This window comes from Ferrovibrio sp., assembly GCF_046297895.1.
Lineage (GTDB): Bacteria > Pseudomonadota > Alphaproteobacteria > Ferrovibrionales > Ferrovibrionaceae > Ferrovibrio.
Genome location: NZ_JBKBHC010000002.1, coordinates 1 through 26,050 on the forward strand (window position 1 = coordinate 1; position 26,050 = coordinate 26,050).

The following is a 26,050-nucleotide window of genomic DNA, read 5'->3' on the forward strand; positions in this document are numbered from 1 at the left end:
GCGGCGCGGCGATCGGCGATGCGGGCGGCGGCGGCTGGCGCCCGGGCATGACGGCTTCGCAGCCGGCCAGCAGCAGCGGCAGCGTCACGACGAGACCCGGTATTGCGGTTGGGCGGATGCGAATCGACATGTCCGGGACGATACGCAAGCCGCGTTGAGGGGGGAAGCCATGGGCGATCGGGTTTTCTGAACCTGCCTAAACAACTACAGGCTCCTCCTAAGTAAACACAATAGTAATTCCTGGGATAAACCTGTGACATTGCCGGTATATACTTGTGACTGATGAAATAAAGCGGAGACCTAGAGAAATACACATTGCCGAATACTTCGGAATCGCCAAGTCTGGTCATCGAGCGACGGGCCTCCCGGCCTCCCCAGTCTTATTGGCCAGTCTTTTGATCCAGTCTTTATGGCCGGCCCGTTCGCGCACAGAAGGAGGAATTCCCATGACGACGCATTCCACTGGATATTCGGCCTCCAGGCTCGCCCCGCGCCTGGCCGCCCTCGCCCTGGTCGGCCTGTTCGCGGTCGGCTGCAGCGGCATGAACGACCAGCAGCAGCGGGCATTGTCCGGCGGCGCGCTGGGCGCGGCCGGCGGCGCGGTGATCGGCGCCGTGACGGGCAGCACGGTGACCGGCGCGCTGATCGGCGCCGCGGCCGGCACGGCCGGCGGCCTGCTCTATCACGAGTCGGAAAAGGGCAAGAAGAAGTGAAGTAACGCCTTCAGGGTTTAGCGGAGCGGCGCGTCATGCCTGCCTCAACCCCGCGATGGAGCACCCCCTCCATCGTCGCGCCGTGGCCTGGTCGCCGACCCACCCTCGGCCTGGCCGCTGCCATCGTCGCCTCGGTGCTGTCCGGGGCGGCGATGGCTGATCCGCTGATCCATAATTCCGCTGCCCATTCCGCGCCGGCCGGCATGCTGCGCGGCCCCTCGGCGGCACCTTACGCCGTCTATTCCGCGCGGTTCGGCATCGACCGCGGCACCTGCGACCGCAGCCTGGTGGCCCGCGACATGGCCGGTCGCGACCTGACCGGCCGGCACAGGACCGCCGCCTCGGGCCAGCCGGAAACGCCGCCGGGCCCGGCCGGCCAAGCGGCAATGCTGCGCGGCATGGATGCCATCGACCAGGGCTGCGTCAGCCGCGTGCTGGAATTCGCGCCCGACCGCCAGACCATCCGCTGGTACGGCGCCGGGCGCGCGGGTTACGCCGACACGGCCTATGCCTTCACGCCGCTCGCCACGTTCGAGCGCAACGGATTCTACTGCCGGGACTTCCGCGCCGTCGCCACCCGCGACGGCCGCGACGACCAGGTCTACGGCACGGCCTGCCGCCGGCCCGACGGGGCATGGCAGAAGGACGGCTGAACCGCCACGGCGCGCCGCCGCAGGATTCTGCCGCGCGGATCGTATTCAGAACCATTGCAAGGGAGGCCTCCATGCTGACCAACACGCTGCTGATCTGCATCACCCAGGAAGCGCTGGCCAAGACCCGCGCCCGGCTGGCCGCCCGGCGCAAGGACAAATCCGGCGCCGACGGCACGCCCGCGACCAAACCCACGAGCAAATCCGGGGCCAAAGCGGGGCAGCCGGCGCCGCACCTGGATCTGGCGGCCTATCGGCGCCGCGAGCCGGCCGAGCGGCCGCGCATGGCCGCCCTGCGGCACTGAAGCCTCAGATCAGAACCTTGCGGATGCGGGCCGATACCAGATCGACCGCGCTGACCAGCAGGATGATCATGAGCATCACCGCGCAGGTCTGATCGAAGCGGAACCCGCGAATGACTTCCCACAGCACCACGCCGATGCCGCCGGCGCCGACCATGCCGACCACCGAGGCCGAACGCACATTGGCCTCGAAGCGGTAGAGCGAATACGACACCCAGAGCGGCATCACCTGCGGGATCACGCCATAGACGATCTCTTCCAGCGCGTTGGCGCCGGTGGCGCGGATGCCTTCCACCGGCTGCGGGTCGATGGCCTCCACGGCTTCGGAAAACAGCTTGGCCAGCGTGCCGGTGGTGTGCAGCCACAGCGCCAGCGCCCCGGCAAAGGGGCCCAGGCCGACCGCCACCACGAACAGCATGGCGAAAACCATCTCGTTGATCGAGCGCAGCGCGTCCAGCATGCGGCGCACCGGCTGGTAGATCCAGACCGGCGCGATGTTGGAGGCCGCCAGCAGGCTGAGCGGCACGGCGCAGATCACGGCGAGCAGGGTACCCCAGATGGCGATATGCAGGGTGACGATCAGTTCGTCGAGATAGTAGCGCCAGTCGGTGAAATCGGGCGGGAAGAAATCGCCCAGGAAGGTGGCCATGTTGCCGGCATCGGTGACCAGTTTCATCGGCGCGATCTCGGCGCCGCGCCAGGACCAGACCAGCATCGCCGCGATCAGACCGTAGATCAGCATGCGGCCGAGCGAGGTCTTCAGGCCCGGCTTCGGCGGATGGATCGGATGGTCGTGGATGACGGCAGTGCTGACGGACATGGATCAATCCCCGGCAAGGAAACCGGCGGAGCGACCTGCGCCGCTCCGCCGCGCAATAGGATGGTTACGAACCCATCTGCTTGTTGAGCTCGGCCAGCTTGGCCTCGATCTCGGCCAGCTTCCTGGCCTTCTCGTCGGCGGCCATGTTGGCATCGGCCTCGATCTTCAGCTTGTCGCGGAACAGGCCGAGCTGGCGGATCGGCAGCAGCTGCTTGTTCGACGATTCCTTGAACGGCGCCCATTGCAGGCCCGCCAGAACCTTCTTCTCCGCCTCGTCCTTGGTGCCGTAGGTGAGGAAGAAGGTCTTGATCTTCTTCTTGTCGGCATCCGACAGGTCCTTGCGCCACACGATCGGATCGGACGGGATCAGCGGCGACTTCCAGATCTCCTTGATCTGGGCATACTTTTCCGGCGCCGTCGTCTTCAGGCGATCCATGTTCTCGGTATTGTTGGTGGCGACATCGACCTGCCTGTTGGCCACGGCCAGCGCGTTGGTCTCGTGATTGGCCGTCACCACGCGGGTGAAATGCTTGCGGATGTCGATATTGTTCTGGCCCCAGGCGAAATAGCTCGGCACCAGGAAGCCGGACGTGGAATTCGGGTCGCCGTTGCCCAGCGTGTATTTGCCCGGCGCGGCGAGCAGGTCCTTCAGGGAGTTGATCGGGCTGTCCTTGTGCACCAGCAGCAGCGACCAGTAGCCCGGCGAACCGTCAGCCGCAACCGACTGCACGAAGACCTCGCCGTCGGCGCGGTCGACGGCCTGGATGGCCGAGGCGTTGCCGTACCAGGCGATCTGCACCTTGTTGAAGCGCATGCCCTCGATGATGCCGGCATAGTCAGGTGCGAAGAAGCCGTTCACCTTCATGCCGAGCTGCTTTTCCATGTCGGCCAGGAAGGGCTGCCACACGGTCTTGAGGTTGGCGCTCGACTCGGTCGAGATGATGCCGAAATTCAGCTCCTTCAGGTCGGCGGCCTGGGCACCGCCGGCGGCGGCAAGCGCAACGGCCGCGACGGCGGCTTTCAGCATGGTACGGCGCAGCATAGGTTTGTCTCCCGGTTGGTTGGAACTGCGGAACGAAAGAATCGTCAGGCCAGTGCCGGCAGCATGCGCGGCACCGCGCGGCTGGCGGCGGCGGGTGCCTCGGGGGCCACGTTGTCGGCGGCGGGCTGCGGCAGGCTTCCCGTCTCCAGGGTGCCGAAGTCGAGATCGGTGTCGTTGCCGTAGATGCCGCGCAGCAGCGCGGCGGTAACGGCCGAGGCGGCGCCGTCGAACATCACCCTGCCGTCGCGCAGCGCGATCACGCGGCGGCAGTATTTCAGGGCGAAATCCACCTGATGCAGCGACACCACGACGGTGACACCATCGGCTTCGTTGATGCCGGCCAGCGCCTCCATCACCTTGCGCGAGGATTCGGGGTCCAGCGAGGCGATCGGCTCGTCGGCCAGGATGATCTTGGCCTGCTGCACCAGGGCACGGGCGATGGCGGCGCGCTGCTGCTGGCCGCCCGACAGCGTGGAGGCGCGCTGGAAGGCGCAGGGTGCGATGCCGACGCGGTCCAGGGCTGCGACGGCGATACGACGCTGCTCGTCGGAGAAGCGCCGGAACAGGCTGCGCCAGAGCGGCATGCGGCCGAGATTGCCGGCCAGCACGTTGGTGATCACCTGCAGGCGGCCGACCAGGTTGAACTGCTGGAACACGAAGCCGATGCCGGCGCGGGTCTCGCGGATGCCCTTGCCGAGTCTGCCATGCGCCTGCACCATGCGGCCATCCACCACGATCTGGGCATGCGCGTCGCGGTCGCCTACGGTGAGTCCGGCGACATGGCGCAGCAGGGTGGATTTGCCCGAACCCGAGGCACCGATCAGGGCCACCATTTCGCCGGGCTGGATGGTAAGGGTAATATTGTCGAGCGCCCGCTTGCCGGTCCGAAAGGTTTTCGATAGATGGGCGATCTCGATGGCGGCGCGCATGCGCTTCCCCTCTGCGGTCTGTGTCGTCGCAAGCAGGGGCGCTATAGCAATGCCATGTGACAGTTCGATTGCGGTTCGGCGACGCGGGGGTGAAATCCCCGGCCGTTTGCCGCGCCGTTAACTTACCCACAAGACCCTTTGCCGACTTGTCTAGGGATTCGACCCCGCATGGCGCCCCGCTTCGCCCTCTATGCCGCCCCGCCGGCCAATCATCCGCTGCACGGTTTCGCCGCGCGCTGGCTCGGCTGGGACGCCGAAAGCGGCGAGTCGCATGACGCCCAGCCGGCCGCCGGCCTGCCGGCCGAACGCATAGCCGCGATCACCGCCGAACCGCGCCGCTATGGCCTGCACGGCACCCTGAAGCCGCCTTTCCGTCTGCGGCACGGCTGCGACGAGGGGATGCTGATCGTGGCGCTGGAACAATTTGCCGCCGCCCATGCGCCGGTGCGGCTGCCGCCGCTGCAGGTCGCGGTGCTGGGCAGCTTCATCGCGCTGCGGCCATCCCTGCCCTGCCCTGACATCGATGCGCTGGCCGGCGCTTGCGTGCAGGCCTTCGATGCCTTGCGCGCGCCATCATCGGAAACGGAGCTGGCGCGACGGCGCAGCGCCGGACTGACCGCCCGCCAGGACGCCAACCTGATCCAGTGGGGCTATCCTTACGTGTTCGAGGATTTCCGCCTGCATTTCACCCTGACCGGCCGCATCGAGGATGCGGCCGAGCGTGCGGCCGTGCTGGCACATCTGACGGCCCAGACTGCGCCGCTGCTGCGGCGGGGCCTCGATGTGGAAGACATCTGCCTGTTCGTGCAGATGCAGAGCGACGGCCCCTTCCGCGTTGCCGGGCGCTACCGCCTGACGGGCTAGCCGCGCACGCCCTCGACGATTAGGCGAATCCCGAGCAGCGCCATCACACCGCCGGCCATACGGTCGATCCAGTGCTTGGCATTCAGATACAGCGCCCGCGGCCGGCCGGCGGAAAACGCCACCGCCACCAGCGCATACCAGCCGCATTCCACCACGAACACCGCCGGCACCAGCAGTGCGGCGAGCCAGACGGATGGCTGCGCCGGCATCAGCGCCGCGAAAATGCCGGCATAGACCACGGCGGTCTTGGGGTTGGAAAGCTGGGTGAGCAGGCCCATGCAAAAGGCCCGCAGGGTGCCGCGTTCCGCCGAGCCATTGGTGGTGGCACCGTCATCTGCCACGATCAGCGGCTGCCTGGCGCCGCGCCACAGCCGCCAGGCCAGCCAGCACAGATACAGCCCGCCGGCGAGTTTGAGCGCCAGATACAGCCAGCCCACCTGGGCCAGCAGGGCGATCAGGCCGAGCAGGGCCAAGCCGGCGAACACCGCGCCGCCGATGCCCATGCCGAAAGCGGCGGCCAGACCGGCCGGACGGCCGGCGGCAATCGCCGTGCGCGCCACCAGCACGAAGCTGGGACCGGGGCTGGCCGCGCCCAGGGCAATGGCAACGGTGATGCTGAACAGCGGAAGCAGGATATCCAGATTGTCCATGGGGCGGCGACTCCGGCAAGAAACGGTCGCCAGTATGCCGGATCAGGGCCGCTTTTGCAGCAGGGCCACGAAGGCCTGCACGGTGTCGGCCAGGGCGCCGTCGTTGTTGAGGATCGCCACGTCGTCGCCCTGAAGGCTGAAAGCGGCGGCACGGCTGAGGCGTTCCTCGATTTCGGCAGCACTTTCGCGGCCGCGCTGGTGCAGTCGGCGGCGCAGCACCTCGGGCGAGGCCGTGATGCCCACCACCAGCAGGCCGGGATATTTGCGCCGCGCTTCCGCGATGCTGGCCCGCGAGACATTCACCACCACCTGGCGGCCGGCGGCCAGATCGGCCTCGATGCTGCTCGGGATGCCGTAATGCAGGCCGTGGGCCGGCCAGTGCAGCGCAAAGTCGCCTCGGTCTGCCATGGCGGCGAAATCGGCCTCGCTGGCCGATATGTAATCCTCGCCACCCAGGCCCGGCGCGCGCGTCACCACGCGGCGCGGGAACACCACATCGGGATCATCCTTCAGGGCAGCGCGGGCGCCGTCCAGCACGCTGTCCTTGCCGACCCCGCTGGGGCCGACGACAAGCACAAGGCGCCCGGGCTTGCCCACGCCTTGGCCCATGCGGTCAGGCCGCCGGCTTCAGCGCGGCTGCGATGATCGGGCGGTAATGCGCCAGATCGGGCGTCTTCAGCCGCGGCGACTTGGCGGCGTCATCCCAACGGCGCAGCTTCACGGCATCCGCCGCAAAGGGCCGCGCCATGAAGGCGGCGGCCTCGGCCGCGCTGTAGATGCCGCCCTGCACCTCCAGGCTGGTTTTCGACGCGGGCGACAGGCCGGCCCAGTAGGCCGCCTCGGCCTGGCAGAGATAACGCTTGGCATCGACATGCAGGCGCACGGGCTGCACCACCGCCTCGGGGAAATGCCGCACCAGCCAGTCGGCGGCGACATGCTCATGCCCGGCATCGACGCCCTGCTCGGCCAGGCCCTCGTCGCCCGCGCCGACCAGATGGCCGACATCGTGCAGCAGGGCCGCCGCGATCAGTTCCGGCGTCGAGCCCATGCGTTCGGCATGCATGGCGCATTGCAGGGCATGCTCGAGCTGGCTGACGGCTTCCATGCCGTAGCGCTCGGCGCCGGCCTGCCCCAGCAGGGCGATGATCTGGTCGACGATCTGCATGGCGATACCTCCCGAGGCTACATCACGCGCTGGCCGGCGCGCCAGACCGCACGCACCACCGGGGTGTCGTCGATCAGGCTGACGCGCAGGAGATCGGCGCGTTTGCCCGGCTCGATGGTGCCGCGATCGGTCAGGCCGATCGATTCGGCCGGATTGGTCGCCGCCATCGCCACCGCCTTCGGCAGGTCGATGCCGGGCACCTGTCTGGGCAGCAGGAAGACCGACTGGATCATGCTGCTGGGCACGTAATCCGACGAGATGATGTCGAGATGGCCGCGTTCGGCCAGGCTGCGGGCCGAGATGTTGCCCGAATGCGAACCGCCGCGCACCAGATTGGGCCCGCCCATCATCACCTGCATGCCATGCCGGCGCGACAATTCGGCCGCTTCAAAGGTGGTGGGAAATTCCGCCACCACCATGCCATCGCCGGCCGCCTCGGCCACATGCTCGGGGGTGGCGTCGTCATGGCTGGCCAGCGGCAGGCCTTTCGCGCGGCACAGTTCGACCAGGGCGCGGCGATTCTTCGCGCCATGGGCCTCGGCGGCGGCGATCTGGGTTGCCATGAAGGCATCCATCTGCTCGTCGGTCATGCCGAACTTGCCCTGATAATATTCGCGATACTTCTCGGGCCTGACGAACTGGCGCTGGCCGGGCGTGTGGTCCATCACCGAGACCAGCTTGAGCCAGCTTATGTGCGACATCGGCTCGATCAGCTCCATCAGTGCCCCGAACGACACCTCGCAGCGCAGATGCAGCAGATGCTCGGCGCGCAGCATGCCGTCCTTCTGGCTCGCCTCGATGGCGGCGATCATGTCGCGCAGGATTTCCATGCGCACCGAGCCGTCGCGTACGTCGCCCACGGCAATCGCATCCAGCACGGTGGTGATGCCGGCGGCGGCCACCTGGGCATCGTGGCTGATCACCGCCAGCTTGCCGGGCCAGCGCACGCCGGGGCGCGGGGCGAAATGCTTTTCCAGGTTGTCGGTATGCAGCTCGACCAGGCCCGGCAGCAGGTAGTCGCCGCCGAAATCGACGGCGCCGGCAACGGGCCGGCTGCCGGTGTCGATATCGGCGATCACGCCGTCGCGCACCAGCAGGCTGCCGGCGGGGATTTCGGCAGCGCGGCCAACGATACGGGCGTTGGTGATGACCAGTTCGGGACTCATGCCGCAACTCCATGGGCTTGCAACGGCAACAGGCGGGTGGTGATGGCGGCGCGGGTTTCCGCATCATGCACGATGGCGACGATGGCGGTGCCGCGCCGGCGCGCATCATCGATCAGGTTTATGACAATCTTGCGATTGGTTTCGTCCAGCGAGGCGGTCGGCTCGTCCAGCAGCAGAATCGGGTAGTCGGCGCAGAAACCGCGGGCGATATTGATGCGCTGCTGCTCGCCGCCCGAAAAGGTCGAGGGCGGCAGGCCCCACATCTTTTCCGCGATCTGCAGGCGGGTGAGCAGTTCGGCGGCACGTTCGCGCGCCTTGTCATCGGCCACGCCGCGCGCCAGCAGGGGCTCGGCCACGATATCCAGCGTGGACACGCGCGGGATCACGCGCAGGAACTGCGTCACATAGCCCAGGCTGCGGCGGCGGATGTCCAGCACCCTGCGCGGCGCGGCGTCGACGATATCGACCATCTCGCCATCGTGGCGGATCAGGATGCGGCCCTGCTGCGGCCGGTAATTGCCGTAGATCGAGCGCAGCAGCGTCGATTTGCCGGCGCCCGAGGGGCCGTGCAGGGTGACGCATTCGCCGGCGGAAACGCTTAAAGACGTGCCGCGCAGCACCGGCAGGGCCACGCCGCCGCGCAGATGCAGGGTGAAGGTCTTGTCGAGGTTTTCGACGCGGATCATGTCCATGACGGTCTCACACGCTGAGCACGGAGGAGACCAGCAGCTGCGTATAGGCATGCTGCGGATCGTCGAGCAGCTGGTCGGTCAGGCCGGCCTCCACCACCTCGCCGCGCCGCATCACCATCAGGCGATGGGCCAGCAGGCGGGCCACGCCCAGATCGTGCGTCACCACGATCACCGCCACGTTGTATTCCTGCACCAGGCGGCGCAGCAGGTCGAGCAGGCGCGCCTGCACCGAGACGTCCAGGCCGCCGGTCGGCTCGTCCATCAGCACGATGCGCGGCCGCGTCACCAGGTTGCGGGCGATCTGCAGGCGCTGCTGCATGCCGCCCGAGAAGGTGCGCGGCAGGTCGTCGATCCGCTCGGGCGGGATCTCCACCGCCTGCAGCCAGTCCAGCGCGGTTTCGCGCAAGTTGCCGTAATGCTTCTGGCCCAGGGCCATCAGGCGTTCGCCGATATTGGCGCCAGCCGAGAAATCCATGCGCAGGCCGTCGCGGGCATGCTGCTGCACAAAGCCCCATTCGGTGCGCATCAGATGACGGCGCTGGGATTCCGGCGCGGCGGCCAGATCGACGATCCGGTCGTCAGCCGTGCGATAGAGCACCTTGCCTGAATCGATGCTGAGGCGGCCGGCAATGGCATTGAGCAGAGTGGACTTGCCCGAGCCGGATTCGCCCACGATGCCCAGCACCTCGCCGGGCCAGAGGTCGAAATTCACATCGCGGCAGGCGGCCTGGCGGCCAAAGCTTTTGTTCAGACCCTCGATGCAGAGCAGCGGCATCTCGGTCATTGGCGCATCGGTCATTCCGCGGCACTCCCAAGAGAGGATTCGGCGTAGGGCGCGGCCATGTGGCCGCGATGGCCGGCGGCCCGGCGTTCGCCGCAGTAATCGGTATCCGAGCAGACGAACATGCGTCCGCCCTTGTCGTCCAGGATCACCTCGTCGAGGAAGCTGTCCTGCGATCCGCACAGCGCGCAGGCCTCGGGCCAGCGCTCGACCTCGAAGGGATGGTCGTCGAAGTCCAGCGGCTTGACCTCGGTATAGGGCGGCACAGCATAGATGCGCTTCTCGCGGCCGGCGCCGAATAGCTGCAAGGCGGCATTCATGTGCAGCTTGGGCGTATCGAATTTCGGAATCGGCGAGCAGCGCATCATGTAGCGGCCGTTCACCAGCACCGGATAGTCGTAGGTGGTGGAAATATGGCCGTGCTGCGAGATATCCTCGTACAGCTTCACATGCATCACGCCGTATTCCGACAGGGCATGCATCTTGCGCGTTTCGGTCTCGCGCGGCTCCAGCCAGCGCAACGGCTCGGGGATCGGCACCTGGTAGACCAGGATCTGGCCTTCCTGCAGCGGCGTTTCCGGCACGCGGTGACGTGTCTGAATCAGGCTGGCCTCGCGCGTCTTCTCGGTGGTGGCCACGTTGGTCATGCGCACGAAGAAGCGGCGGATCGACACTGCATTGGTGGTGTCGTCGGCGCCCTGGTCGATCACCTTCAGCACATCGCTGCCGCCGATCACCGCCGCCGTCACCTGCATGCCGCCGGTGCCCCAGCCATAGGGCAGCGGCATCTCGCGGCTGCCGAACGGCACCTGGTAGCCCGGAATGGCCACGGCCTTGAGGATGGCGCGGCGGATCATGCGCTTGGTCTGCTCGTCGAGGAAGGCGAAGTTGTAGCCTTCCAGCGGCGCCTGCGCCGCACCGGCGGCGTAATCCTGCTGCAGGCTCATTGCGCGGCCTCCTCGAATTCCGGCTGCGGCCGGGCATGGGCCCCTGCGGCGACCTCGGCAGCCTCGATCTCGGCCCGCATCATGCGCACCAGCGTCAGTTCCGACTGGAAATCCACGTGATGCGGCAGCTTCAGGTGCTGCACGAAGCCCGAGGCCTCCACATTGTCGGCGTGGTACAGCACAAACTCGGTGTCCTGCGCCGGCGCGGTGACATCCTCGCCCAGCTCCTGCGCGCGCAGGCTGCGGTCGACCAGCGCCATCGCCATCGCCTTGCGTTCGGCATAGCCGAAAGCCAGGCCGTAGCCGCGGGTGAATTTCGGCTTTTCGCTTTTCGAACCGGTGAACTGATTGATCATCTGGCATTCCGTCACCGTGATGTCGGCGATATCGACGGTCAGCCCCAGTTCGGGGATTTCGATCTCCACGCCCACCTCGCCCGAGCGGATCTCGCCCACGAAGGGATGCGAGCGGCCATAGCCGCGCTGGGTGGAATAGCCGAGCGCCAGCAGATAGCCCTCGTCGGCGCGCGCCAGACTCTGCAGCCGCACGTCGCGGCCGGCCGGGAAAGCCAGCGGTTCGCGCGTCAGGTCGCCCACCGTCGCCTCGTCGGCATCGGGCGTTTCCTGCTCGATCAGGCCTTCGGCATTCAGCAGGTCGACCACCTGCGGCAATTCAGCCGCCAGGTCGCCGCGGCCTTCCGCCTGCGGGACCGCGCCGCCGGCCAGCAGGCTGAAATCCAGCAGGCGGTGGGTGTAGTCGAAGGTGGGGCCGAGCAGCTGGCCGCCCGGCATGTCCTTGAAGCAGGAGGAGATGCGGCGCGACACCTGCATCTTCGCCGTATCGATGGGCAGCGAGACCGCCAGGCGCGGCAGCGTCGTGCGATAGGCGCGCAGCAGGAAGATCGCCTCCACCATGTCGCCGCGCGCCTGCTTGATCGCCAGCGCGGCCAGGTCGGGATCGTAGACCGAGCCTTCGGTCATCACGCGGTCGACGCCGAGCGAAAGCTGCTCGCGGATCTGCTCCACGCTCAGCTCGGGCACGGCGGCAGCGCCGCGGCGGTCTTCGGCCAGCAGCCGATGGGCATTCCCGATGGCGGCTTCGCCGCCCTTCACGGCCACATACATGTCAGGCCTCCGTCAACGAAATCGCCGTGCTGCGCGGCAGGCCGACCACCTGCCGGCCGCAGCCGAGATAGATGTCCAGCCCGCGCGGAAACACCGCCGATAGCTGCGCGCGCTGGCGCCACACAGTCGCATCCAGTCCAAAGGGCGGCTGCGCCACGCTGTCCCTGATGCCGGGGCCGCGCCAGGTCATGGCGGCCGATCCTTCCAGCCGCGGCACCTGCACCAGTAGGGTGGCGCCGCGCTCGGGTGCCTCGTCGGTTCCCAGCGAAAAGAGATCCAGCGGCGGCATGGCAGAGGCATCCAGCAAAGCCAGCGCCGCCTGATCGGGTCTGGCCGCCAGCGGCGCCCCGGTATGGAAGCGCAGCCATGCCTTCACCGCATCCGTATCAAGGCCCGCGCCCAGCCAGACCGGCGTGTCGAGATCGGCCAGCGTGAGCAGGCCGGCCGCCAGCACCGGGGCCACGCCCTCGGGATGGCCGCATTCGCCGCCCAGTTCCAGCACACGGCCGGGCCGCGCCATGGCATCGAGCAGGGTGCGGAAGGCCTGCTGGCTCTGATGCACCGGATCGTGGAAACCGGCGGCGGGTGTAGTGATGGACATCTGGCTCATGGTTCAGTCCTCGCCGCGCACCAGCGTGAAGAAATCGACCTTGGTGGCCGCCACCTTGGCCGCGCGGGCCTGCCGCGCCGCCGCCGCAGCCTGCTGCACGGGCGTGAGCAACTCGGTCTCGATCGTCGCGGCATGCTGCGGCTGCTGGGCCAGGGCATCGAACAGGGCGGCCAGTTCGGCGCGCCGCGCGTCGCGCCCGGCGACATAGCCCACCCCCATGATGCCGGCCGCATCGAGCGCCACCACGCAGCGCGTGAGGGTCATTTCGCCCAGATTGAAACGCTGGCCGTTGCCGCCGGCCCGCGCCCGCACCATCGCCAGTCCGGTTTCGGGCTGCTTGAGGCGGCGGAAGGCCGGCTTGGGGTCCAGCCGGTCCCAGGCGCGTTCCAGCATGGCGCGATCCGCGCGCGCCAGCAGGCCGATGCGGCGGCGGCGCGCGGCCTGATCGTCGGCGGCCGGGGGAAGCGGGGCCGGGGGAACTGGGAACTGGGCGGACATCTGGACCTCTTGCGCAAGGGTCTAAATTCGTCTAGACATCTATATATCTAGCCCGCCAGCGCGGTTTCATCAAGCCACGTTTCGGAGAAGCTTTTATGACCGACCCGACAGGCCGAACCGAATCCGGCGCCACCGCAGCCGCCATCATCGAACGCGGCAGCGGCATGGCGGTCTGGCGCCAGATCGCGGCGGCGATGGAGCAGGCGATCCGGCGCGGCGACTACAAGCCGGGTGTGCAACTGCCGACCGAGAAGCAACTGGCGCAGGGCTTCGGCGTGAATCGCCACACCGTGCGGCAGGCGATGAACCGCCTGGCCGAGACAGGCCTGGTCAGCATCGAGCAGGGCCGCGGCATGTTCGTGGCCGAGGACAGCTTCGACTACATGCTGGGGGCGCGCACGCGCTTCACCGAAAACCTGCAGACCATGCAGAAGAAACCGACCCGCGAGATGGTCTTCGCCGAGCAGGTGGCCGCGCCGGCCGACATCGCCCGCGCGCTGGGCATCCCCACCGGCGCGCCGCTGTGGCAGATCGAGACGCTGAACAAGGCCGATGGCAAACCCGTGGGCGTCAGCAGCCATTATTTCCCGGCCGGCCGCTTTCCCGACATGCCCGAGCGCTTCCAGCGCGAGGGCACGATCACCGCGGCGCTGAAATCGGCCGGCGTGAACGACTATCGCCGCCGCAGCACGCGCGTCTCAGCCCGTCTGATCAGCGCGGCCGATGCGCGCCTGGCCGACCTGCCGCGCACCCGCCCGGTGCTGGTGAGCGAAACGGTGAATATCGATCCGCAGGGCAAGCCGGTGGAATTCGTGCGGGCGCGCTTCGTAGCCGACCACGTCACGCTGACCATCGAACATTATGAGTGACGTCAGGGCGCCGGAATGCGCCCCAGCACGGCCAGCCCCTCGCGCGCCAGCACCACCATCTCGCCGCTCTGCGGATAGACGCCGCTGAGCGCCGTCACCACCACCTGATGCGTCACCATGATGACGGGCCTGTCGCGCGGCAGGGCGGCAATCACGCGGCGCAATGCCGCCATCTGCTCTGGCGCGCGGCTGGAATCGCCGAAGAAGGAATTCAGCGACGGTTCGGCTTCCACCGGACCGAGGCCCAGCTCGGTCGCCGTGTCGCGCGCGCGGCACCAGGCGCTGCTTTTCACGGTGGCCGCCGCGATGCCGTTGCGGCGCAGCAATTCGCCGGTGCGGCGGGCCTGGGCGCGGCCCTCGGCCGACAGGTTGCGCTGGGTGGCGCAGTCGTCCACCCGGAAACCGGGCGGATCGCCGGTGCCCGGCGCCAGGGCATGGCGCATCAGCACCAGCGCCCGGCCCTCGCGCAGGGCCTGCCACAATTCCGCATTCGCCGGCGCATCGCTTGCCCGGGCCGGTGCCGCGACGCAGGCCAGCACCAGGATAATGGCAACCTGAACCAGATTCCGCATGCCCTCGCCTCTCCGAAACAGCGGACTAAGTGATAGGTCGGAACACGGACCCGACCAGCGGGATCCGGAAAATTTCGCCGCAGGCTGCAACTGCCATGCTTCAACCGGTTGCCGAAACCCTGAAACTGATCCTGCGTCCGCCGGCGCGGATAGCGCTGCCGCGCCACGGCCGCCTCTCGGCACTGTTTCTCGCCCTGCAGGCCGTGCCGCCGGCCCGGCCGGCGCACGAGATCGAGGACGAGATCTGGGCGATCTGGACCAGCCACGACGATCCCGCGCTGGAGGCCCGCATGCAGCGCGCCATCTCGGCCATCGCGCGGCGCCGCCTGTCCGAGGGCGCGACCCTGCTGGATACCCTGGTGCAGGATGCGCCCGACTGGGCCGAGGCGTGGAACAAGCGCGCCACGCTGCATTTCCTGGCCCAGCGCGATGACCCCAGCATCGCCGACATCCGCCGCACCCTGGAACTGGAACCGCGCCATTTCGGCGCCATCTGCGGCTTCGCACAGATCTGCCTGCGCCAGGGCGAGATTGCCGCCGCCATCGAGGCCCTAGCCGCCGCGCTGTACCTGAACCCGCATCTCGACGGCGCGCGCGCCATGCTGGCGCAACTGTCGCCGGCGCCGCCGCGCCGGCTCAACTGAGTGGCCTTGCGGCGCGCGGGTAAGACCGTCAAGCTGGCACGCCAACCCGGAGACTCTGCTTGACCGACCTGACCGTCATCGATGCCATGCGCGACGACCTTCTGGCCGGCAACCAGACGCGGCTGGCCGCACCCTTCCTCGCGCGCGGCCTGCGGCCGCCCGTGGTGCGCTGGAATCCGGCACCCGACGAGTTGCCGACGCAGCAGCTGCCCTTCCTGCTGCGGCACTGGATGGCCCTGCGCGACCGCCACGGCACCGTGCGGCCCGAGCATATCGACCCCCTCGAACTGCGGCCGGCGCTGGGCTACATCCTGCTGCTCGACGTGCTGGAGGATGGCGCCGATTATCGCTACCGCCTCTATGGCAGCGAGGTGGCCCGCATCGCCAGCTTCGACATGACCGGCAAGCGCACCTCGGAAATGGCGACCGGCTCGCTGGCCAGCGATTTCTACCTTGCCATCTATCGCGCCATGCTGCGGCGGCCCGAGCCGGTCTATAGCTGGCACGAGATGCCGATGGAAATCACCATCAACAGCTGGGACCGCATCGTGCTGCCGCTATGGGATGCCGAAGGCCGCATCGCGCGCATCATCACCTGCAACGTGCCGGGCCTGCCGGTGCCGGTGCCGCCGAAGGCGCTGGCCCCCTAGCCGCGCCCGCGCCGGCGACCCGGCGGGCGGCAAAATTGTACACAATCCGGGTTGACGATCCTGCCCCCGCTCGTTACGGCTTGACCCCGCTGCCGCGCCGCACAACACCGCTTCCGGCGCGGCCCGAGGGATGAGCATGATCGACCTGGCCCTGGAATGGCTCAATCTGGTGCTGCGCTGGATGCACCTGATCTTCGGCATCGCCTGGATCGGTTCGTCCTTCTTTTTCGTCTGGCTCGACAACTCGCTCCGCAAGGGGCTCGACCAGCAGCCCGGCGTGCTGGGCCAGGCCTGGCTGATCCATGGCGGCGGCTTCTATTTCACCGAAAAATACTCGGTCGCCCCGCCGCAGCTGCCCAAGGAACTGCACTGGTTCAAGTATGAGTCCTATTTCACCTGGCTGTCGGGCTTCTTCCTCATGGGCGCGCTGTATTACGTCGGCGCCGACCTCTACCTGATCGACGACAAGGTGCTGCCGCTCGGCCGCTGGGAGGCCATCGGCCTGAGCATCGCCTCGCTGCTGCTCGGCTGGATCGTCTACGACCTGCTGTGCAAATCGCCTTTGGGCAAAAACGACGCGGCCCTGGCCTGCGTGGGCTTCGTGCTGCTGGTGGCGGCCGCCTGGGGCTATACGCAGATTTTCTCGGCGCGCGCCGCCTACCTGCATGTCGGCGCCCTGATCGGCACGATCATGACCGCCAACGTGGCGCACAACATCATCCCCAACCAGCGCAAGGCGGTGGCGCAGATGCTGGCCGGCCAGGTGCCGGACCCGAGCTACGGCAAACAGGCCAAGCAGCGCTCGCTGCACAACAACTACCTGACCCTACCGGTGCTGTTCGCCATGATCAGCAACCATTACCCGGTCACCTACGGCCATCCCTATGGCTGGGTGATCCTGGCCGTGGTGATCGTGATCGGCGGCCTGGTGCGGCATTTCTTCAACCTGAAGAACCAGGGCCGCGGCCAGCGCTACGAATTCCTCGTCGTGGCTTTCCTGCTCACGGTCGGCCTGGTGTTCTTCAGCCAGTGGGATCCGCGCCACAAGACCCTGGCCGGCGGCGCCACATTCGAGGATGCGCAGAAGATCGTGGCCGCGCGCTGCGTCGCCTGCCATGCCGCGCGGCCCACATTCGACGGCATCGCCGAGGCGCCGAAAGGCGTGATGCTGGAAACGCCCGAGCAGATGCGCCGCTTCGCCGCCCTGATCAACCAGCAGGCCGTGCGCAGCGAGGCGATGCCGCCGGGCAACGCCACCGAGATGACCGAGGAAGAACGCGCCATCCTCGGCGCCTGGATCGCGGCCGGCGCCAAGCTGGACTAGGTTCCGCTTCAGTGCCGGTGCCGGTGCCCGCCTGATGCCGGCAAACCGGCATAGCCGCGCAGTTCATCGTACCGCCGCACCTGCGCGTCGCTGAGTGTGGCGCGGGTTTCCAGATGCGTCGCCAGATGCACGGCGCGCAGGCGGCCCTGCAGCCGGCCGATCTGCTCGCTGCGCGTTTCGATCTCGGTCGCATCGATCCGCCGTTCGGCGAACAGACGATCCAATGCCTGTTCCGCCGCGACGATCTGCTGTCCCAGCGCGATGGCGGCAGCGGCCATGCGACGCTGCTGGTCCTCCAGCGCCGCGATCTGGCGCGCATCGAGGCCAAGGGCCTCCCGCAGCTCCAGCGCATGCAGCGGGCCGGGATAGGAATTGAGTTCGGCTGCCTTGGCCAGCCCCATGCCGCGCCCGGCCAACAGATCGGCAATCTCGGACTCGGACAGAGCCTTGATTTCGCGGTCCTGCTGGCCGGCATAGGGCGCGGCATGCTGCGCCATCGCCGGCAGCGACAGGATCAGCATGGCAGACATGAAAAGGATGAAACGGGACATGAAACCTCCGATATGCCGCCGAAGATAGGCGGCAACCGGCCAGTCTCATATGATCCGGATCATAGGCTGCGCGGCAATGTGATGCCGGTTTTATCGCGCCGCAGGCGGCGGTCGCGCTGCAAACGCGCCAGAGCGCGGTAGACCGCTTCACGCGTGAGGCCCAGTTCGGCGGCGATCTCGGTCCAGGTCTGCGTCGGCGCCACCCGGCCGCGCTCGTCGGCCTGCAGGTGAAGCCACATTTCCAGCCGCGCGGCGGCGGAACGGACATTGCGCAGTTCCAGCCGCAGGCGCAGGTCGCGCACCTGCCGGCTCATCTGCGCAGCGAAGGCCAGCGCGGCTTCCGGATCCTGCCGCAGGCCGGCCAGCAGATCGCGCTTGGCCAGCGCCGTCACCACGCTCTCCACCTCGGCCACGGCATCGCAATGATAGCGGTCGGAAAACAATGCGGCTTCGGCGAAGCTCTCGCCATGGCGCGCCACATGCAGCGTGACGTGGCTGCCATCGGGCAGATGCCGCACCAGACGCAGGCGTCCGGATTCCACCCGGAAAATCGCCGTCGCGCGGTCGCCCTGACGGAACAGGCTTTCGCCGGCGGCCAGATGCCTACGCCGCGCCGTCGCCGCGTGGCGGGCCAGCCAGTCTCCGGCAGACGAGGGTGATCCCGCCACCTTAATACGGCACCTTGTCGGGTTTGGAATCCCATTCGCGGAACACGGCCAGCGCCTCGTCGCGCAGGATCTGCTCGCATTTCATGGTGCGGCGTTCGCGCGGCAGGGCGAGCTGGCGATAGAGGAAGGCATCGTCGAAATTGATCGCCGCCGCATCAGCCTGCTCGTTGGCGTAATAGACCGTGTCGATGCGCGCCCAGTAGGTGGCGGCCAGGCACATCGGGCAGGGTTCGCAACTGGTATAGAGCACCGCGCCCTTCAGGTCGAAGCGGCCCAGTTTCGCGCAGGCCTCCCTGATCGCCGTCACCTCGGCATGGGCGGTGGGATCGTTTGTAGATGTGACGCGGTTCCAGCCCTCGCCGACGATTGCGCCATCCAGCACCACCACGGCACCGAACGGCCCACCATGGCCGGCATTCATGTGTTCGCGGCTCAAATGAATCGCGCGGCGCATGAAGGCGGCATGGTCGGTCATGGCTTACGAGCCTCGATAGGTGGAAAAGCTCCAGGGCGAAACCAGCAGCGGAACGTGGTAATGCCCGTCGGGTTCCGCCAGGCCGAAACGGATCGGCACGATGTCGAGGAAGGCAGGCTGCGGCAAAGCCGCACCCAGCTTGCGGAAATAATCGCCGGCCTGGAACACCAGTTCATACTGGCCGGGCCTGAATTCCTCGCCGATCAGCAAAGGCGCGTCGGTGCGGCCATCGGCATTGGTGAGCACTTTTTTCACCAGCCGGCGTGTTTCACCCTCCAGCGCATAAAGCTCCACGGCCACGCCGGCGGCCGGCTTGCCGTTCATGGTATCCAGCACATGGGTGCTCAGGCGGCCCATCCGTCTCTCTCCTTCACTGACCCAGCAGCGCTTCGAGCCGGATGCGGGCGATCTTGCCCACCTCCGACAGCGCCGTGGTGAATTCGGTATCGCGGTCGTTGCCGATCCGCTGTTCGAAGGCGGCGAAAATCTGCGCCTTGGTGCGCAGCTTCACCGCGATGATGAAGGGGAAGCCGTGTTTGTCCAGATAGGCGGCATTGAGCTGCACGATTCTGGCTTTCTCCTCCGGCGTGAGCCGCGTCAGGCCGACGCTGTCCTGCTCGGATGTCGAATGCGCGGTCAGCGTGCCGGCCTCGGCTTCCTTGCCGGCGAGCTGGGGATGGGCGCGCAACAGGGCCAGCTTCTCGGCGTCGCTCGCGGCCCACATCGCCTCCACCATGGCACCATGCAGGCTGTCGAGGCTGGAAAACGGCCGCCGGGCGGAAACGCGCTCGGCCACCCAGGGCGAATGTTCGAAGATGCCGGCCAGCGCCGCCACGAAATCGGCAGCGGGCATGCGGTTCAGGTCGACAAGGGTCAGCGCGGCATGCGGCATGCGGCCTCCGGATTGCGGCGTCCTGTATAGCCTATCCGGACTGGCGGGGGAAATCCTGGCGGGGGAAATGCTGGCGCAGGCCGCGCCACAGCGCGGTGGCCTCGGCGCCGCCGGGATCGCGCGCCTGCGGCCGCACGGCGGTATGCACCATCACCAGCCGGCGCGCCGGATCGACAAAGATGGTCTGCCCGCGCACGCCGAGCAGGGCGAAGCTGCCGTCATTCTCGGGGAAGACCCAGGTCTGGAAGCCATAGCCGAACCAGCGGCCGGTCTGCGTGCTGGTGAAATGCGCCCGCGTCATCTCGCGCAGCCAGTCGGCCGGGATCACCTGGCGCTCGCCCACCCTGCCGCCATTGGCCAGCAGCATGCCCAGGCGCGCATAATCGCGCAGCACCGCGCTGAAATTGGCATAGGTGGTTTCCTGCCCGGTGCGGTCGATCACCCAGCTTGCATCGGCCTCGGCGCCGATGGGCTGCCAGATGCGCTCGGACAGATACCCCGCGACCGGCCGCTTCAGCGCGCCGGTCAGCACCAGGCCCAGCACCTGGGTCTCGGCCGAGGCGTAAGACCAGCGCACGCCCGGTTCGGCCTCGCGCGTGTCGAACTGGCGCACCGCGCCGGCACCGCCGGGACCGAACAGCACGGCGCGCGACAGCCTGACCGTATCGTCCAGACCGTCATACTCCTCGCGGAAACGCACGCCCGACGACATGGTGAGCAGGTGGCGGATCGGCGTGCGGCCGTATTCGCTGCCCTTCAGCGCCGGCACGTAGCGTTCGGCCGGATCGTCGATGGCGGCGATGGCGCCATCGGCCACCGCCAGGCCGACCAGCAGCGCCGTCACCGTCTTGGCCATGGAGAACGACGTCAGCCGATGCGTATCGGTGCGGCCATACTGGTAACGCTCGACATGGATGGTGTCGCCCACCGCCACCAGCAGGCCGGTGGCTGGATTGCGGGCCAGATAACCGTCGATGGTCTGCGATCCGCCGCCGCGCATCGGCGGCACGGCATAGCGCACTGCCGGTTCGACTGCCGCGCGGCGCCAGGGGCTGGGCGTCTGCGCGCGCGGCACCGGGCGGGCGGAGAAAATATCGTCCAGGCGCGAAAAGCCGTCGACGCTGTAGGCGGGCTGCCACCAGGTGGCGGCGGTGGCGCGCGGATACTGGCCGGCGGAATTGGTGTAGCGTTCGAGATCGGGACCGCCGGGATTGAAGCGGATGCCAGGCTGCTCCGCCGGCATCGCAGCCGGCGCCGATGCGCGGTAATCCGACTGCATCTCGCGACAGCCGGCGGCCAGCGCCAACGGCAACAGCAGGACAAGGCGGAGGGAGGCGGGCGACATGGGCGGAACCGATCGGGTCAGGTTCCGCCAGCATGACGCGATGGCTGGCCGGGTCAAGCCCGGCCATGACAAACCATAACCGTCATGCCCGGACTTGATCCGGGCATCCATGTCAAACTCTTGTTCACAGAATGAGAATCGCGCGGAAATCGTTGACGTTGGTCAGCGTCGGTCCGGTGGTGACCAGTCCGCCGGCGGCCTGGAAGAATCCATAGCCGTCGTTGTCGGCCAGGCAGGCCTTCGCGTCGATGCCCTTGATCGCGGCGCGCAGGATGCTGTCGGGTGCGAGGATGGCGCCGGCATTGTCCTCGCTGCCGTCGATGCCATCGGTGTCGGCGGCCAGCGCGTAGACATTCTCCATGCCGTCCAGCGCGACGGCGAGGGCGGCGAGGAATTCGGCGTTGCGGCCGCCGCGGCCCTTGCCGCGCACGGTCACCGTCGTCTCGCCGCCTGAGAGCAGCACGCACGGCGCGGCGCAAGGCTGGCCATGACGACGCACCTGGCGGGTGATGCCGGCCATCACCGTGGCCACCTCGCGCGCCTCGCCTTCGATGGCATCGCCCAGGATCAGCGGTGTGACGCCGGCCGCGCGCGCCACCTTTGCCGCAGCCTCCAGCGCCATCTGCGGCGTGGCGATCATCACCGTCTGCGTGTTGGCGAAGACCGCATCGCCGGGCTTGGGCGTTTCGCCTTCGCCGGCCTGCAGATGCCGCTGCACGCTGGCGGGCAGGTCGATGGCGTATTTCTCGATCACCGCGCGGGCATCGGCGAAGCTGGTCGGATCGGGTACGGTGGGGCCCGAGGCGATCACCGCCGGATCGTCGCCCGGCACGTCGGAAATCAGCAGCGACACCAGCCGCGCCGGCGCGGCCGCAGCGGCCAGCCTGCCGCCCTTGATGGCGGAGAGATGTTTCCGTACGCAGTTCATTTCCGCTATGTTGGCGCCCGATTTCAGCAGGGCCTGGTTCACCGCCTGCTTGTCGGCCAGCGACAGGCCCGGCGCGGGCAGCGCCAGCAGGGCCGAGCCGCCGCCCGAGATCAGGCAGATCACCAGATCCTCGGCGCCCAGCCCCCGCACCTTGTTCAGGATCAGGTCGGCGGCCTTTTCGCCGGCGGAATCGGGCACCGGATGCGCGGCCTCCACCACCACGATGCGCTCGCAGGGCAGGTCGTGGCCGTAGCGCGTGACCACGATGCCATCCAGCGGCGCATCCTGCGGCCAGTGCCGCTCCAGCGCCTGCGCCATGCTGGCGGCCGCCTTGCCGGCGCCCACCACCACCGTGCGACCCATCGGCGGCGACGGCAGATGCGGCGGCAGGCAGACGGCCGGATCGGCGGCGGCGCGCGCCGCTTCGAACATCGCTTTCAGCAGTGCTTCCGGGTCGAGCATCGGTTTTCCACAATTCCCCCTTGCCCTGCATGGCTAATCCATGCCGCCGCGCTTGGCCAGAGCCGGGCGGCGGTGTTATCGTTCCGGGAAAGTGTATACAATCCCCAGCCGATATTCCCGCAAGGATCGCTTCCATGGCCGCGAACCGTTTTGCCGACCGCATGCTGGCCCAGCTCGATGAACTGGGCCGGATCAGCGAAAGCCCGGATTTCCTCGTGCGCACCTTCCTGGTGCCCGAACAGAAGCAGGCCCATGAACGGGTGGCCGAGTGGATGCGCGAGGCCGGCATGGAGGTGGAACACGATTCCGCCGGCAACGTGGTGGGGCGCTATGTCGGCACCGACCCCAAGCTGCCCGCACTGATGACCGGCTCGCATCTCGACACCGTGCGCAACGCCGGCAAATACGACGGCATGCTGGGCGTGATCGCGCCGATTGCCTGCATCGCCGACCTGCACAGGCGCGGCAAGCGCCTGCCCTTCACGATCGAGGTGGTGGGCTTCGCCAACGAGGAAGGCACCCGCTTCGGCTCGTCGATGACCGGCAGCCGCGCCATCGCCGGCACCTTCGATCCCGCCATCCTGGAGGTGAAGGACCGCCAGGGCATCAGCATGGGCGAGGCCTACAGGGCCTTCGGCCTCGATCCGCACAAGGTGGGTTTCTGCGCCCGCAAGCCGGGCAGCATCGCCGCCTTCGTGGAACTGCATATCGAACAGGGCCCGGTGCTGGAGAACGAGGGCCTGGCCCTGGGCGTGGTGACGGCGATTTCCGGCGCCCGCCGCCTGCGCGTCGAGATCACCGGCCTGGCGGGCCATGCTGGAACGGTGCCGATGGGCCAGCGTCAGGATGCCCTGGTGGCGGCGGCAGAGATCGTGCAGTTCATCGAGGAACGCTGCACCGGCACGCCCACGCTGGTCGGCACGGTCGGCATGCTGGAGGCCCTGCCCGGCGCGATGAACGTGATTCCCGGCAAGGCGGTGTTTTCCATCGACATCCGCGCTGGCGAGGATGACGTGCGCGATACCGCCGCCGATGCCGTGCTGCGCGAGATCGAGCTGGTCTGCGCCCGCCGCAAGCTGACCTTCACGGTCACCGAGCTGTACAAGAGCACCGCCACGCCCTGCCACCCGAAGCTGATGGACATGACCGAGGCCGCCATCAAGGCCCAGCATCTGCCCACCATGCGGCTGCCCTCGGGCGCCGGCCACGATGCCGCCACGCTGGCGCCGCTCTGCCCGGTGGCGATGATGTTCATGCGCTGCACGCGCGGCATCAGCCACAACCCGCTGGAAGCCGTGCTGCCCGACGACGTCGAGCTGGCCACCCGCGCCCTGCTGCATTTCATCGAGCATTTTGACCCGTCCTTCGCCGCCAACTGAACGAGTTTTCCATGTCCCTCGACAAGGCCACCATCGCGGCCATCCACGATTTCGTTGCCGCCCAGCAGGGCAACATGCAAAGCCTGCTGGCCGAACTGGTGAAGGTGCCGTCCGACAATCCGCCGGGTGACTGCGCCCCGCATGCCAAACGCGCCGCCGAACTGCTGGAGAAGCTGGGCTTCGCCGTCGAGCGCCATCCGGTGCCCGACGATCTGGTGAAGCAGAACGGCATGATCTCGTGCACCAATCTGGTGATCCGCAAAAGATTCGGCAGCGGCGGCCCGGTCGTGGCGCTGAATGCCCATGGCGACGTGGTGGCGCCCGGCGAGGGCTGGAGCGTCGATCCCTACGCGGCCGTGGTGAAGGATGGCGTGATGTATGGCCGCGGCGTGGCGGTGTCGAAATCCGATTTCGTCACCTATGCCTATGCCCTGCTGGCCCTGGAGCAATCCGGCGCCAAACTGAACGGCACCGTCGAACTGCACCTGACCTATGACGAGGAGGCCGGCGGCGCCATCGGGCCGCAATGGCTGATCGAACAGGGCATCTCGAAGCCGGATTACGCCTTCTCGGCCGGCTTCTCCTATGCGGTGACCACCGCCCATAACGGCTGCCTGCACCTGGAAGTCACCGTCAACGGCAAGTCGGCCCATGCCGCCCGCCCCGATACCGGCCATGACGCGCTGGAAGCCGCCACCAAGGTGCTGACCGCGCTCTATGCCTATCGCGATACGCTGTCGGGGATTCACTCAAAGACCGAAGGCATCACCTCGCCTTCGCTGGTGGTGGGCCTGATCAAGGGTGGCATCAACACCAACGTGGTGCCCGACAAGGTCAGCCTGCGGCTCGACCGCCGCATCATCCCGGAAGAAAACCCCGAGCAGGTGGAAGCCAACCTGCGCAACCTGATCGCCCATGCGGTGCAGGACCTGCCCGGCATCACCGCCCATGTCAGCCGCATCATGCTGGCCCGCCCCTTCGGCATTGTGCCGGGCGTGGAAAAGCTGATCAACATCCTGACCCGCCATGCCAGCGAGATCATGGGCAAACCCGTGGGCACCGAGGGCATCCCGCTCTATACCGATGCACGGCATTATTCGGCCGCCGGCGTGAAGACCGTGCTGTATGGCGCCGGCCCGCGCAACCTGCTGGAAGCCAACGGCCACCGCGCCGACGAGAAGCTGGTGTTGAGCGATCTTTACAAGGCCACCGAGGTGGTGGCGCGCACGCTGGCCGAACTGCTGGGCTGAAACCATGGCCAAGAAAAAAGCCGCGAAGAAAAAAACCGCGAAGAAAAAGCAGGCGCCCGACATCGTCGCCAAGGCGCTGGGCAGCAAACCCTATCCGCGCGACCTGAAAGGCTACGGCGCCAACCCGCCCGACCCGAAATGGCCGAATGGTGCGCGCATCGCGGTCAGCTTCGTGGTGAATTACGAGGAGGGCGGCGAGCGCAGCATCCTGCATGGCGACCGCACCTCGGAAGTCTTCCTCACCGAAGTGCCCGGCGGCGTGCCGCGCGAGAAGATGCGCGACGAGCAGGTGGAATCGGTCTACGACTACGGCAGCCGCGCCGGCCTGTGGCGCATCTTGCGCCTGTTTGCTGAACGCGGCATTCCCTTCACCTCCTGGGCCGTGGGCATGGCGGTGGCGCGTTACCCGGAAGCGGCCGCCGCGATGCACGAACAGGGCCATGAAGTGGCCAGCCATGGCTGGCGCTGGTTCGATTACAGCAAGATCCCGCTGGCCACCGAACGCGCCCATATGAAGCTCGCCATCGAGGCGATCAGACAGGCGACAGGCGACCGGCCGCTGGGCTGGTATACCGGGCGGCTTTCCAGCAACACGCTGAAGCTCGTCGCCGAGGACGGTGGCTTCGCCTATTGCTCGGACTCCTACGACGACGACCTGCCCTACTGGACCCGCATCGGCAAAAAGCCCCTGCTGATGCTGCCCTATACCTTCGACAACAACGACATGAAATTCGGCCAGCTGCATGGTTTTGCCACCGGCGCCGATTTCGAGAGCCATGTGAAGGATGCCTTCGACCTGCTCTACCGCGAAGGGCAGGACGGCGCGCCGAAGATGATGACCGTGGCGCTGCATTGCCGCCTGATCGGCCGGCCTGGCCGGGCGGCGGCGCTGGCGCGGCTGATGGACTACATGCAGCGGCACGAGAAGGTGTGGTTCGCCCGCCGCATCGACATCGCGCGCCACTGGATGCAGGCGCATCCGTTCAACGCCGGGTAACCCCGTCCTGCACCGTCATGGCCGGGCTTGACCCGGCCATCCATGCCTTGTTTCGTTGAAAATGAATTCGTGGATGCTCGGGCCAAGCCCG

At 67.6% G+C, this 26,050-nt stretch carries 32 protein-coding genes; 11 read left to right on the forward strand and 21 right to left on the reverse strand.

Going from position 1 to position 26,050, the window contains the following annotated elements:
* The first annotated feature begins 446 nt into the window (after nucleotides 1-446).
* From ACK4FK_RS02540 to ACK4FK_RS02550, 3 genes are all read left to right on the forward strand, one after another.
* Nucleotides 447-713, forward strand: coding sequence for a glycine zipper family protein (locus ACK4FK_RS02540; protein WP_409740660.1), 267 nt, complete (start codon nucleotides 447-449; stop codon nucleotides 711-713).
* Between the two features lie 35 nt (nucleotides 714-748).
* Entirely contained in the window at nucleotides 749-1,366 is a 618-nt protein-coding gene (locus ACK4FK_RS02545) for a hypothetical protein (RefSeq protein WP_409740663.1), read from the forward strand.
* 71 nt (nucleotides 1,367-1,437) lie between these two features.
* A complete protein-coding gene (locus tag ACK4FK_RS02550; RefSeq protein WP_409740665.1) occupies nucleotides 1,438-1,668 on the forward strand; it encodes a hypothetical protein in 231 nt (76 codons plus the stop codon).
* A gap of 4 nt (nucleotides 1,669-1,672) precedes the next feature.
* Here ACK4FK_RS02550 and phnE read toward each other — a convergent pair whose 3' ends face one another.
* The 3 genes from phnE to phnC form a co-directional block, all read right to left on the reverse strand.
* Nucleotides 1,673-2,485, reverse strand: coding sequence for a phosphonate ABC transporter, permease protein PhnE (gene phnE / locus ACK4FK_RS02555; protein ID WP_409740667.1), 813 nt, complete (start codon nucleotides 2,483-2,485; stop codon nucleotides 1,673-1,675).
* A gap of 64 nt (nucleotides 2,486-2,549) precedes the next feature.
* Nucleotides 2,550-3,527, reverse strand: a complete 978-nt coding sequence (gene phnD, locus ACK4FK_RS02560; protein WP_409740670.1) for a phosphonate ABC transporter substrate-binding protein — start codon at nucleotides 3,525-3,527, stop codon at nucleotides 2,550-2,552.
* A gap of 44 nt (nucleotides 3,528-3,571) precedes the next feature.
* Nucleotides 3,572-4,456 (reverse strand): phosphonate ABC transporter ATP-binding protein, encoded by an 885-nt coding sequence (phnC, locus tag ACK4FK_RS02565; protein WP_409740673.1) that lies wholly within the window; start codon nucleotides 4,454-4,456, stop codon nucleotides 3,572-3,574.
* 168 nt (nucleotides 4,457-4,624) lie between these two features.
* Here phnC and ACK4FK_RS02570 point away from each other — a divergent pair, with 168 nt between their 5' ends.
* Nucleotides 4,625-5,320 (forward strand): DUF1045 domain-containing protein, encoded by a 696-nt coding sequence (locus tag ACK4FK_RS02570; protein ID WP_409740676.1) that lies wholly within the window; start codon nucleotides 4,625-4,627, stop codon nucleotides 5,318-5,320.
* On the opposite strand, the gene ACK4FK_RS02575 is transcribed toward ACK4FK_RS02570, so the two are convergent.
* The 10 genes from ACK4FK_RS02575 to phnG are packed head-to-tail and all read right to left on the reverse strand — an operon-like array spanning nucleotide 5,317 to nucleotide 12,953.
* Nucleotides 5,317-5,970, reverse strand: a complete 654-nt coding sequence (locus tag ACK4FK_RS02575) for a LysE family translocator (RefSeq protein ID WP_409740679.1) — start codon at nucleotides 5,968-5,970, stop codon at nucleotides 5,317-5,319. The two genes, ACK4FK_RS02570 and ACK4FK_RS02575, sit on opposite strands and share 4 nt — an antisense overlap.
* A gap of 42 nt (nucleotides 5,971-6,012) precedes the next feature.
* On the reverse strand, nucleotides 6,013-6,579 hold the full coding sequence (phnN, locus tag ACK4FK_RS02580; protein ID WP_409740681.1) for a phosphonate metabolism protein/1,5-bisphosphokinase (PRPP-forming) PhnN: 567 nt from the start codon (nucleotides 6,577-6,579) through the stop codon (nucleotides 6,013-6,015).
* Between the two features lie 4 nt (nucleotides 6,580-6,583).
* Nucleotides 6,584-7,135: a phosphonate degradation HD-domain oxygenase gene (locus ACK4FK_RS02585; RefSeq protein ID WP_409740683.1), complete on the reverse strand. Its 552-nt coding sequence runs from the start codon at nucleotides 7,133-7,135 to the stop codon at nucleotides 6,584-6,586.
* 17 nt (nucleotides 7,136-7,152) lie between these two features.
* Complete coding sequence (locus ACK4FK_RS02590) at nucleotides 7,153-8,301, reverse strand: alpha-D-ribose 1-methylphosphonate 5-triphosphate diphosphatase (protein ID WP_409740686.1); 1,149 nt, start codon at nucleotides 8,299-8,301, stop codon at nucleotides 7,153-7,155.
* Complete coding sequence (phnL, locus tag ACK4FK_RS02595) at nucleotides 8,298-8,993, reverse strand: phosphonate C-P lyase system protein PhnL (protein WP_409740689.1); 696 nt, start codon at nucleotides 8,991-8,993, stop codon at nucleotides 8,298-8,300. The genes ACK4FK_RS02590 and phnL overlap by 4 nt, the downstream gene beginning before the upstream one ends.
* A 7-nt stretch (nucleotides 8,994-9,000) precedes the next feature.
* A complete protein-coding gene (gene phnK, locus ACK4FK_RS02600; protein ID WP_409740692.1) occupies nucleotides 9,001-9,792 on the reverse strand; it encodes a phosphonate C-P lyase system protein PhnK in 792 nt (263 codons plus the stop codon).
* On the reverse strand, nucleotides 9,789-10,721 hold the full coding sequence (locus tag ACK4FK_RS02605) for an alpha-D-ribose 1-methylphosphonate 5-phosphate C-P-lyase PhnJ (protein ID WP_409740695.1): 933 nt from the start codon (nucleotides 10,719-10,721) through the stop codon (nucleotides 9,789-9,791). The genes phnK and ACK4FK_RS02605 overlap by 4 nt, the downstream gene beginning before the upstream one ends.
* Nucleotides 10,718-11,845, reverse strand: a complete 1,128-nt coding sequence (locus ACK4FK_RS02610; RefSeq protein ID WP_409740697.1) for a carbon-phosphorus lyase complex subunit PhnI — start codon at nucleotides 11,843-11,845, stop codon at nucleotides 10,718-10,720. The genes ACK4FK_RS02605 and ACK4FK_RS02610 overlap by 4 nt, the downstream gene beginning before the upstream one ends.
* A 1-nt stretch (nucleotide 11,846) precedes the next feature.
* Nucleotides 11,847-12,455: a phosphonate C-P lyase system protein PhnH gene (gene phnH, locus ACK4FK_RS02615; protein WP_409740699.1), complete on the reverse strand. Its 609-nt coding sequence runs from the start codon at nucleotides 12,453-12,455 to the stop codon at nucleotides 11,847-11,849.
* A 3-nt stretch (nucleotides 12,456-12,458) separates the two neighbouring features.
* Entirely contained in the window at nucleotides 12,459-12,953 is a 495-nt protein-coding gene (gene phnG / locus ACK4FK_RS02620; RefSeq protein WP_409740702.1) for a phosphonate C-P lyase system protein PhnG, read from the reverse strand.
* Between the two features lie 95 nt (nucleotides 12,954-13,048).
* On the opposite strand from phnG, the gene phnF reads away from it, so the two are divergent.
* Nucleotides 13,049-13,822: a phosphonate metabolism transcriptional regulator PhnF gene (gene phnF, locus ACK4FK_RS02625; protein WP_409740705.1), complete on the forward strand. Its 774-nt coding sequence runs from the start codon at nucleotides 13,049-13,051 to the stop codon at nucleotides 13,820-13,822.
* A gap of 2 nt (nucleotides 13,823-13,824) precedes the next feature.
* Here the strand turns inward: phnF and ACK4FK_RS02630 are convergent, their stop codons facing one another.
* On the reverse strand, nucleotides 13,825-14,394 hold the full coding sequence (locus tag ACK4FK_RS02630; RefSeq protein WP_409740708.1) for a histidine phosphatase family protein: 570 nt from the start codon (nucleotides 14,392-14,394) through the stop codon (nucleotides 13,825-13,827).
* A gap of 95 nt (nucleotides 14,395-14,489) precedes the next feature.
* Between ACK4FK_RS02630 and ACK4FK_RS02635 the strand changes: the two genes are divergently transcribed.
* From ACK4FK_RS02635 to ACK4FK_RS02645, 3 genes are all read left to right on the forward strand, one after another.
* On the forward strand, nucleotides 14,490-15,038 hold the full coding sequence (locus ACK4FK_RS02635; RefSeq protein WP_409740711.1) for a hypothetical protein: 549 nt from the start codon (nucleotides 14,490-14,492) through the stop codon (nucleotides 15,036-15,038).
* Nucleotides 15,039-15,097: 59 nt separating this feature from the next.
* The gene (locus ACK4FK_RS02640; RefSeq protein WP_409740713.1) at nucleotides 15,098-15,688 is read left to right on the forward strand and encodes a PAS domain-containing protein; all 591 of its coding nucleotides are present in this window, start codon (nucleotides 15,098-15,100) and stop codon (nucleotides 15,686-15,688) included.
* A gap of 136 nt (nucleotides 15,689-15,824) precedes the next feature.
* Nucleotides 15,825-17,012 carry a urate hydroxylase PuuD gene (locus ACK4FK_RS02645; RefSeq protein WP_409740715.1) on the forward strand — a complete coding sequence of 396 codons (1,188 nt, stop codon included), beginning with the start codon at nucleotides 15,825-15,827 and terminating at the stop codon, nucleotides 17,010-17,012.
* An 8-nt stretch (nucleotides 17,013-17,020) separates the two neighbouring features.
* Here ACK4FK_RS02645 and ACK4FK_RS02650 read toward each other — a convergent pair whose 3' ends face one another.
* The 7 genes from ACK4FK_RS02650 to ACK4FK_RS02680 form a co-directional block, all read right to left on the reverse strand.
* Nucleotides 17,021-17,563 carry a hypothetical protein gene (locus tag ACK4FK_RS02650; protein WP_409740716.1) on the reverse strand — a complete coding sequence of 181 codons (543 nt, stop codon included), beginning with the start codon at nucleotides 17,561-17,563 and terminating at the stop codon, nucleotides 17,021-17,023.
* A 59-nt stretch (nucleotides 17,564-17,622) separates the two neighbouring features.
* The gene (locus ACK4FK_RS02655) at nucleotides 17,623-18,231 is read right to left on the reverse strand and encodes a Crp/Fnr family transcriptional regulator (protein WP_409740719.1); all 609 of its coding nucleotides are present in this window, start codon (nucleotides 18,229-18,231) and stop codon (nucleotides 17,623-17,625) included.
* 1 nt (nucleotide 18,232) lies between these two features.
* The gene (locus ACK4FK_RS02660; protein WP_409740722.1) at nucleotides 18,233-18,706 is read right to left on the reverse strand and encodes a nucleoside deaminase; all 474 of its coding nucleotides are present in this window, start codon (nucleotides 18,704-18,706) and stop codon (nucleotides 18,233-18,235) included.
* A gap of 3 nt (nucleotides 18,707-18,709) precedes the next feature.
* Nucleotides 18,710-19,063: a hydroxyisourate hydrolase gene (gene uraH / locus ACK4FK_RS02665; RefSeq protein WP_409740724.1), complete on the reverse strand. Its 354-nt coding sequence runs from the start codon at nucleotides 19,061-19,063 to the stop codon at nucleotides 18,710-18,712.
* A 13-nt stretch (nucleotides 19,064-19,076) separates the two neighbouring features.
* Nucleotides 19,077-19,598 carry a 2-oxo-4-hydroxy-4-carboxy-5-ureidoimidazoline decarboxylase gene (gene uraD, locus ACK4FK_RS02670; RefSeq protein WP_409740727.1) on the reverse strand — a complete coding sequence of 174 codons (522 nt, stop codon included), beginning with the start codon at nucleotides 19,596-19,598 and terminating at the stop codon, nucleotides 19,077-19,079.
* A gap of 31 nt (nucleotides 19,599-19,629) precedes the next feature.
* Complete coding sequence (locus ACK4FK_RS02675; RefSeq protein ID WP_409740728.1) at nucleotides 19,630-20,943, reverse strand: serine hydrolase domain-containing protein; 1,314 nt, start codon at nucleotides 20,941-20,943, stop codon at nucleotides 19,630-19,632.
* Nucleotides 20,944-21,067: 124 nt separating this feature from the next.
* A complete protein-coding gene (locus ACK4FK_RS02680; protein WP_409740730.1) occupies nucleotides 21,068-22,333 on the reverse strand; it encodes a glycerate kinase in 1,266 nt (421 codons plus the stop codon).
* Between the two features lie 134 nt (nucleotides 22,334-22,467).
* On the opposite strand from ACK4FK_RS02680, the gene ACK4FK_RS02685 reads away from it, so the two are divergent.
* Genes ACK4FK_RS02685 through puuE form a run of 3 tightly spaced genes read left to right on the forward strand, consistent with a single transcriptional unit; the run spans nucleotide 22,468 to nucleotide 25,959 of the window.
* Nucleotides 22,468-23,712 (forward strand): allantoate amidohydrolase, encoded by a 1,245-nt coding sequence (locus ACK4FK_RS02685; protein WP_409740733.1) that lies wholly within the window; start codon nucleotides 22,468-22,470, stop codon nucleotides 23,710-23,712.
* Nucleotides 23,713-23,723: 11 nt separating this feature from the next.
* On the forward strand, nucleotides 23,724-24,962 hold the full coding sequence (locus tag ACK4FK_RS02690; protein WP_409740736.1) for an ArgE/DapE family deacylase: 1,239 nt from the start codon (nucleotides 23,724-23,726) through the stop codon (nucleotides 24,960-24,962).
* Between the two features lie 4 nt (nucleotides 24,963-24,966).
* Entirely contained in the window at nucleotides 24,967-25,959 is a 993-nt protein-coding gene (gene puuE, locus ACK4FK_RS02695; protein WP_409740738.1) for an allantoinase PuuE, read from the forward strand.
* Nucleotides 25,960-26,050: the final 91 nt, after the last annotated feature.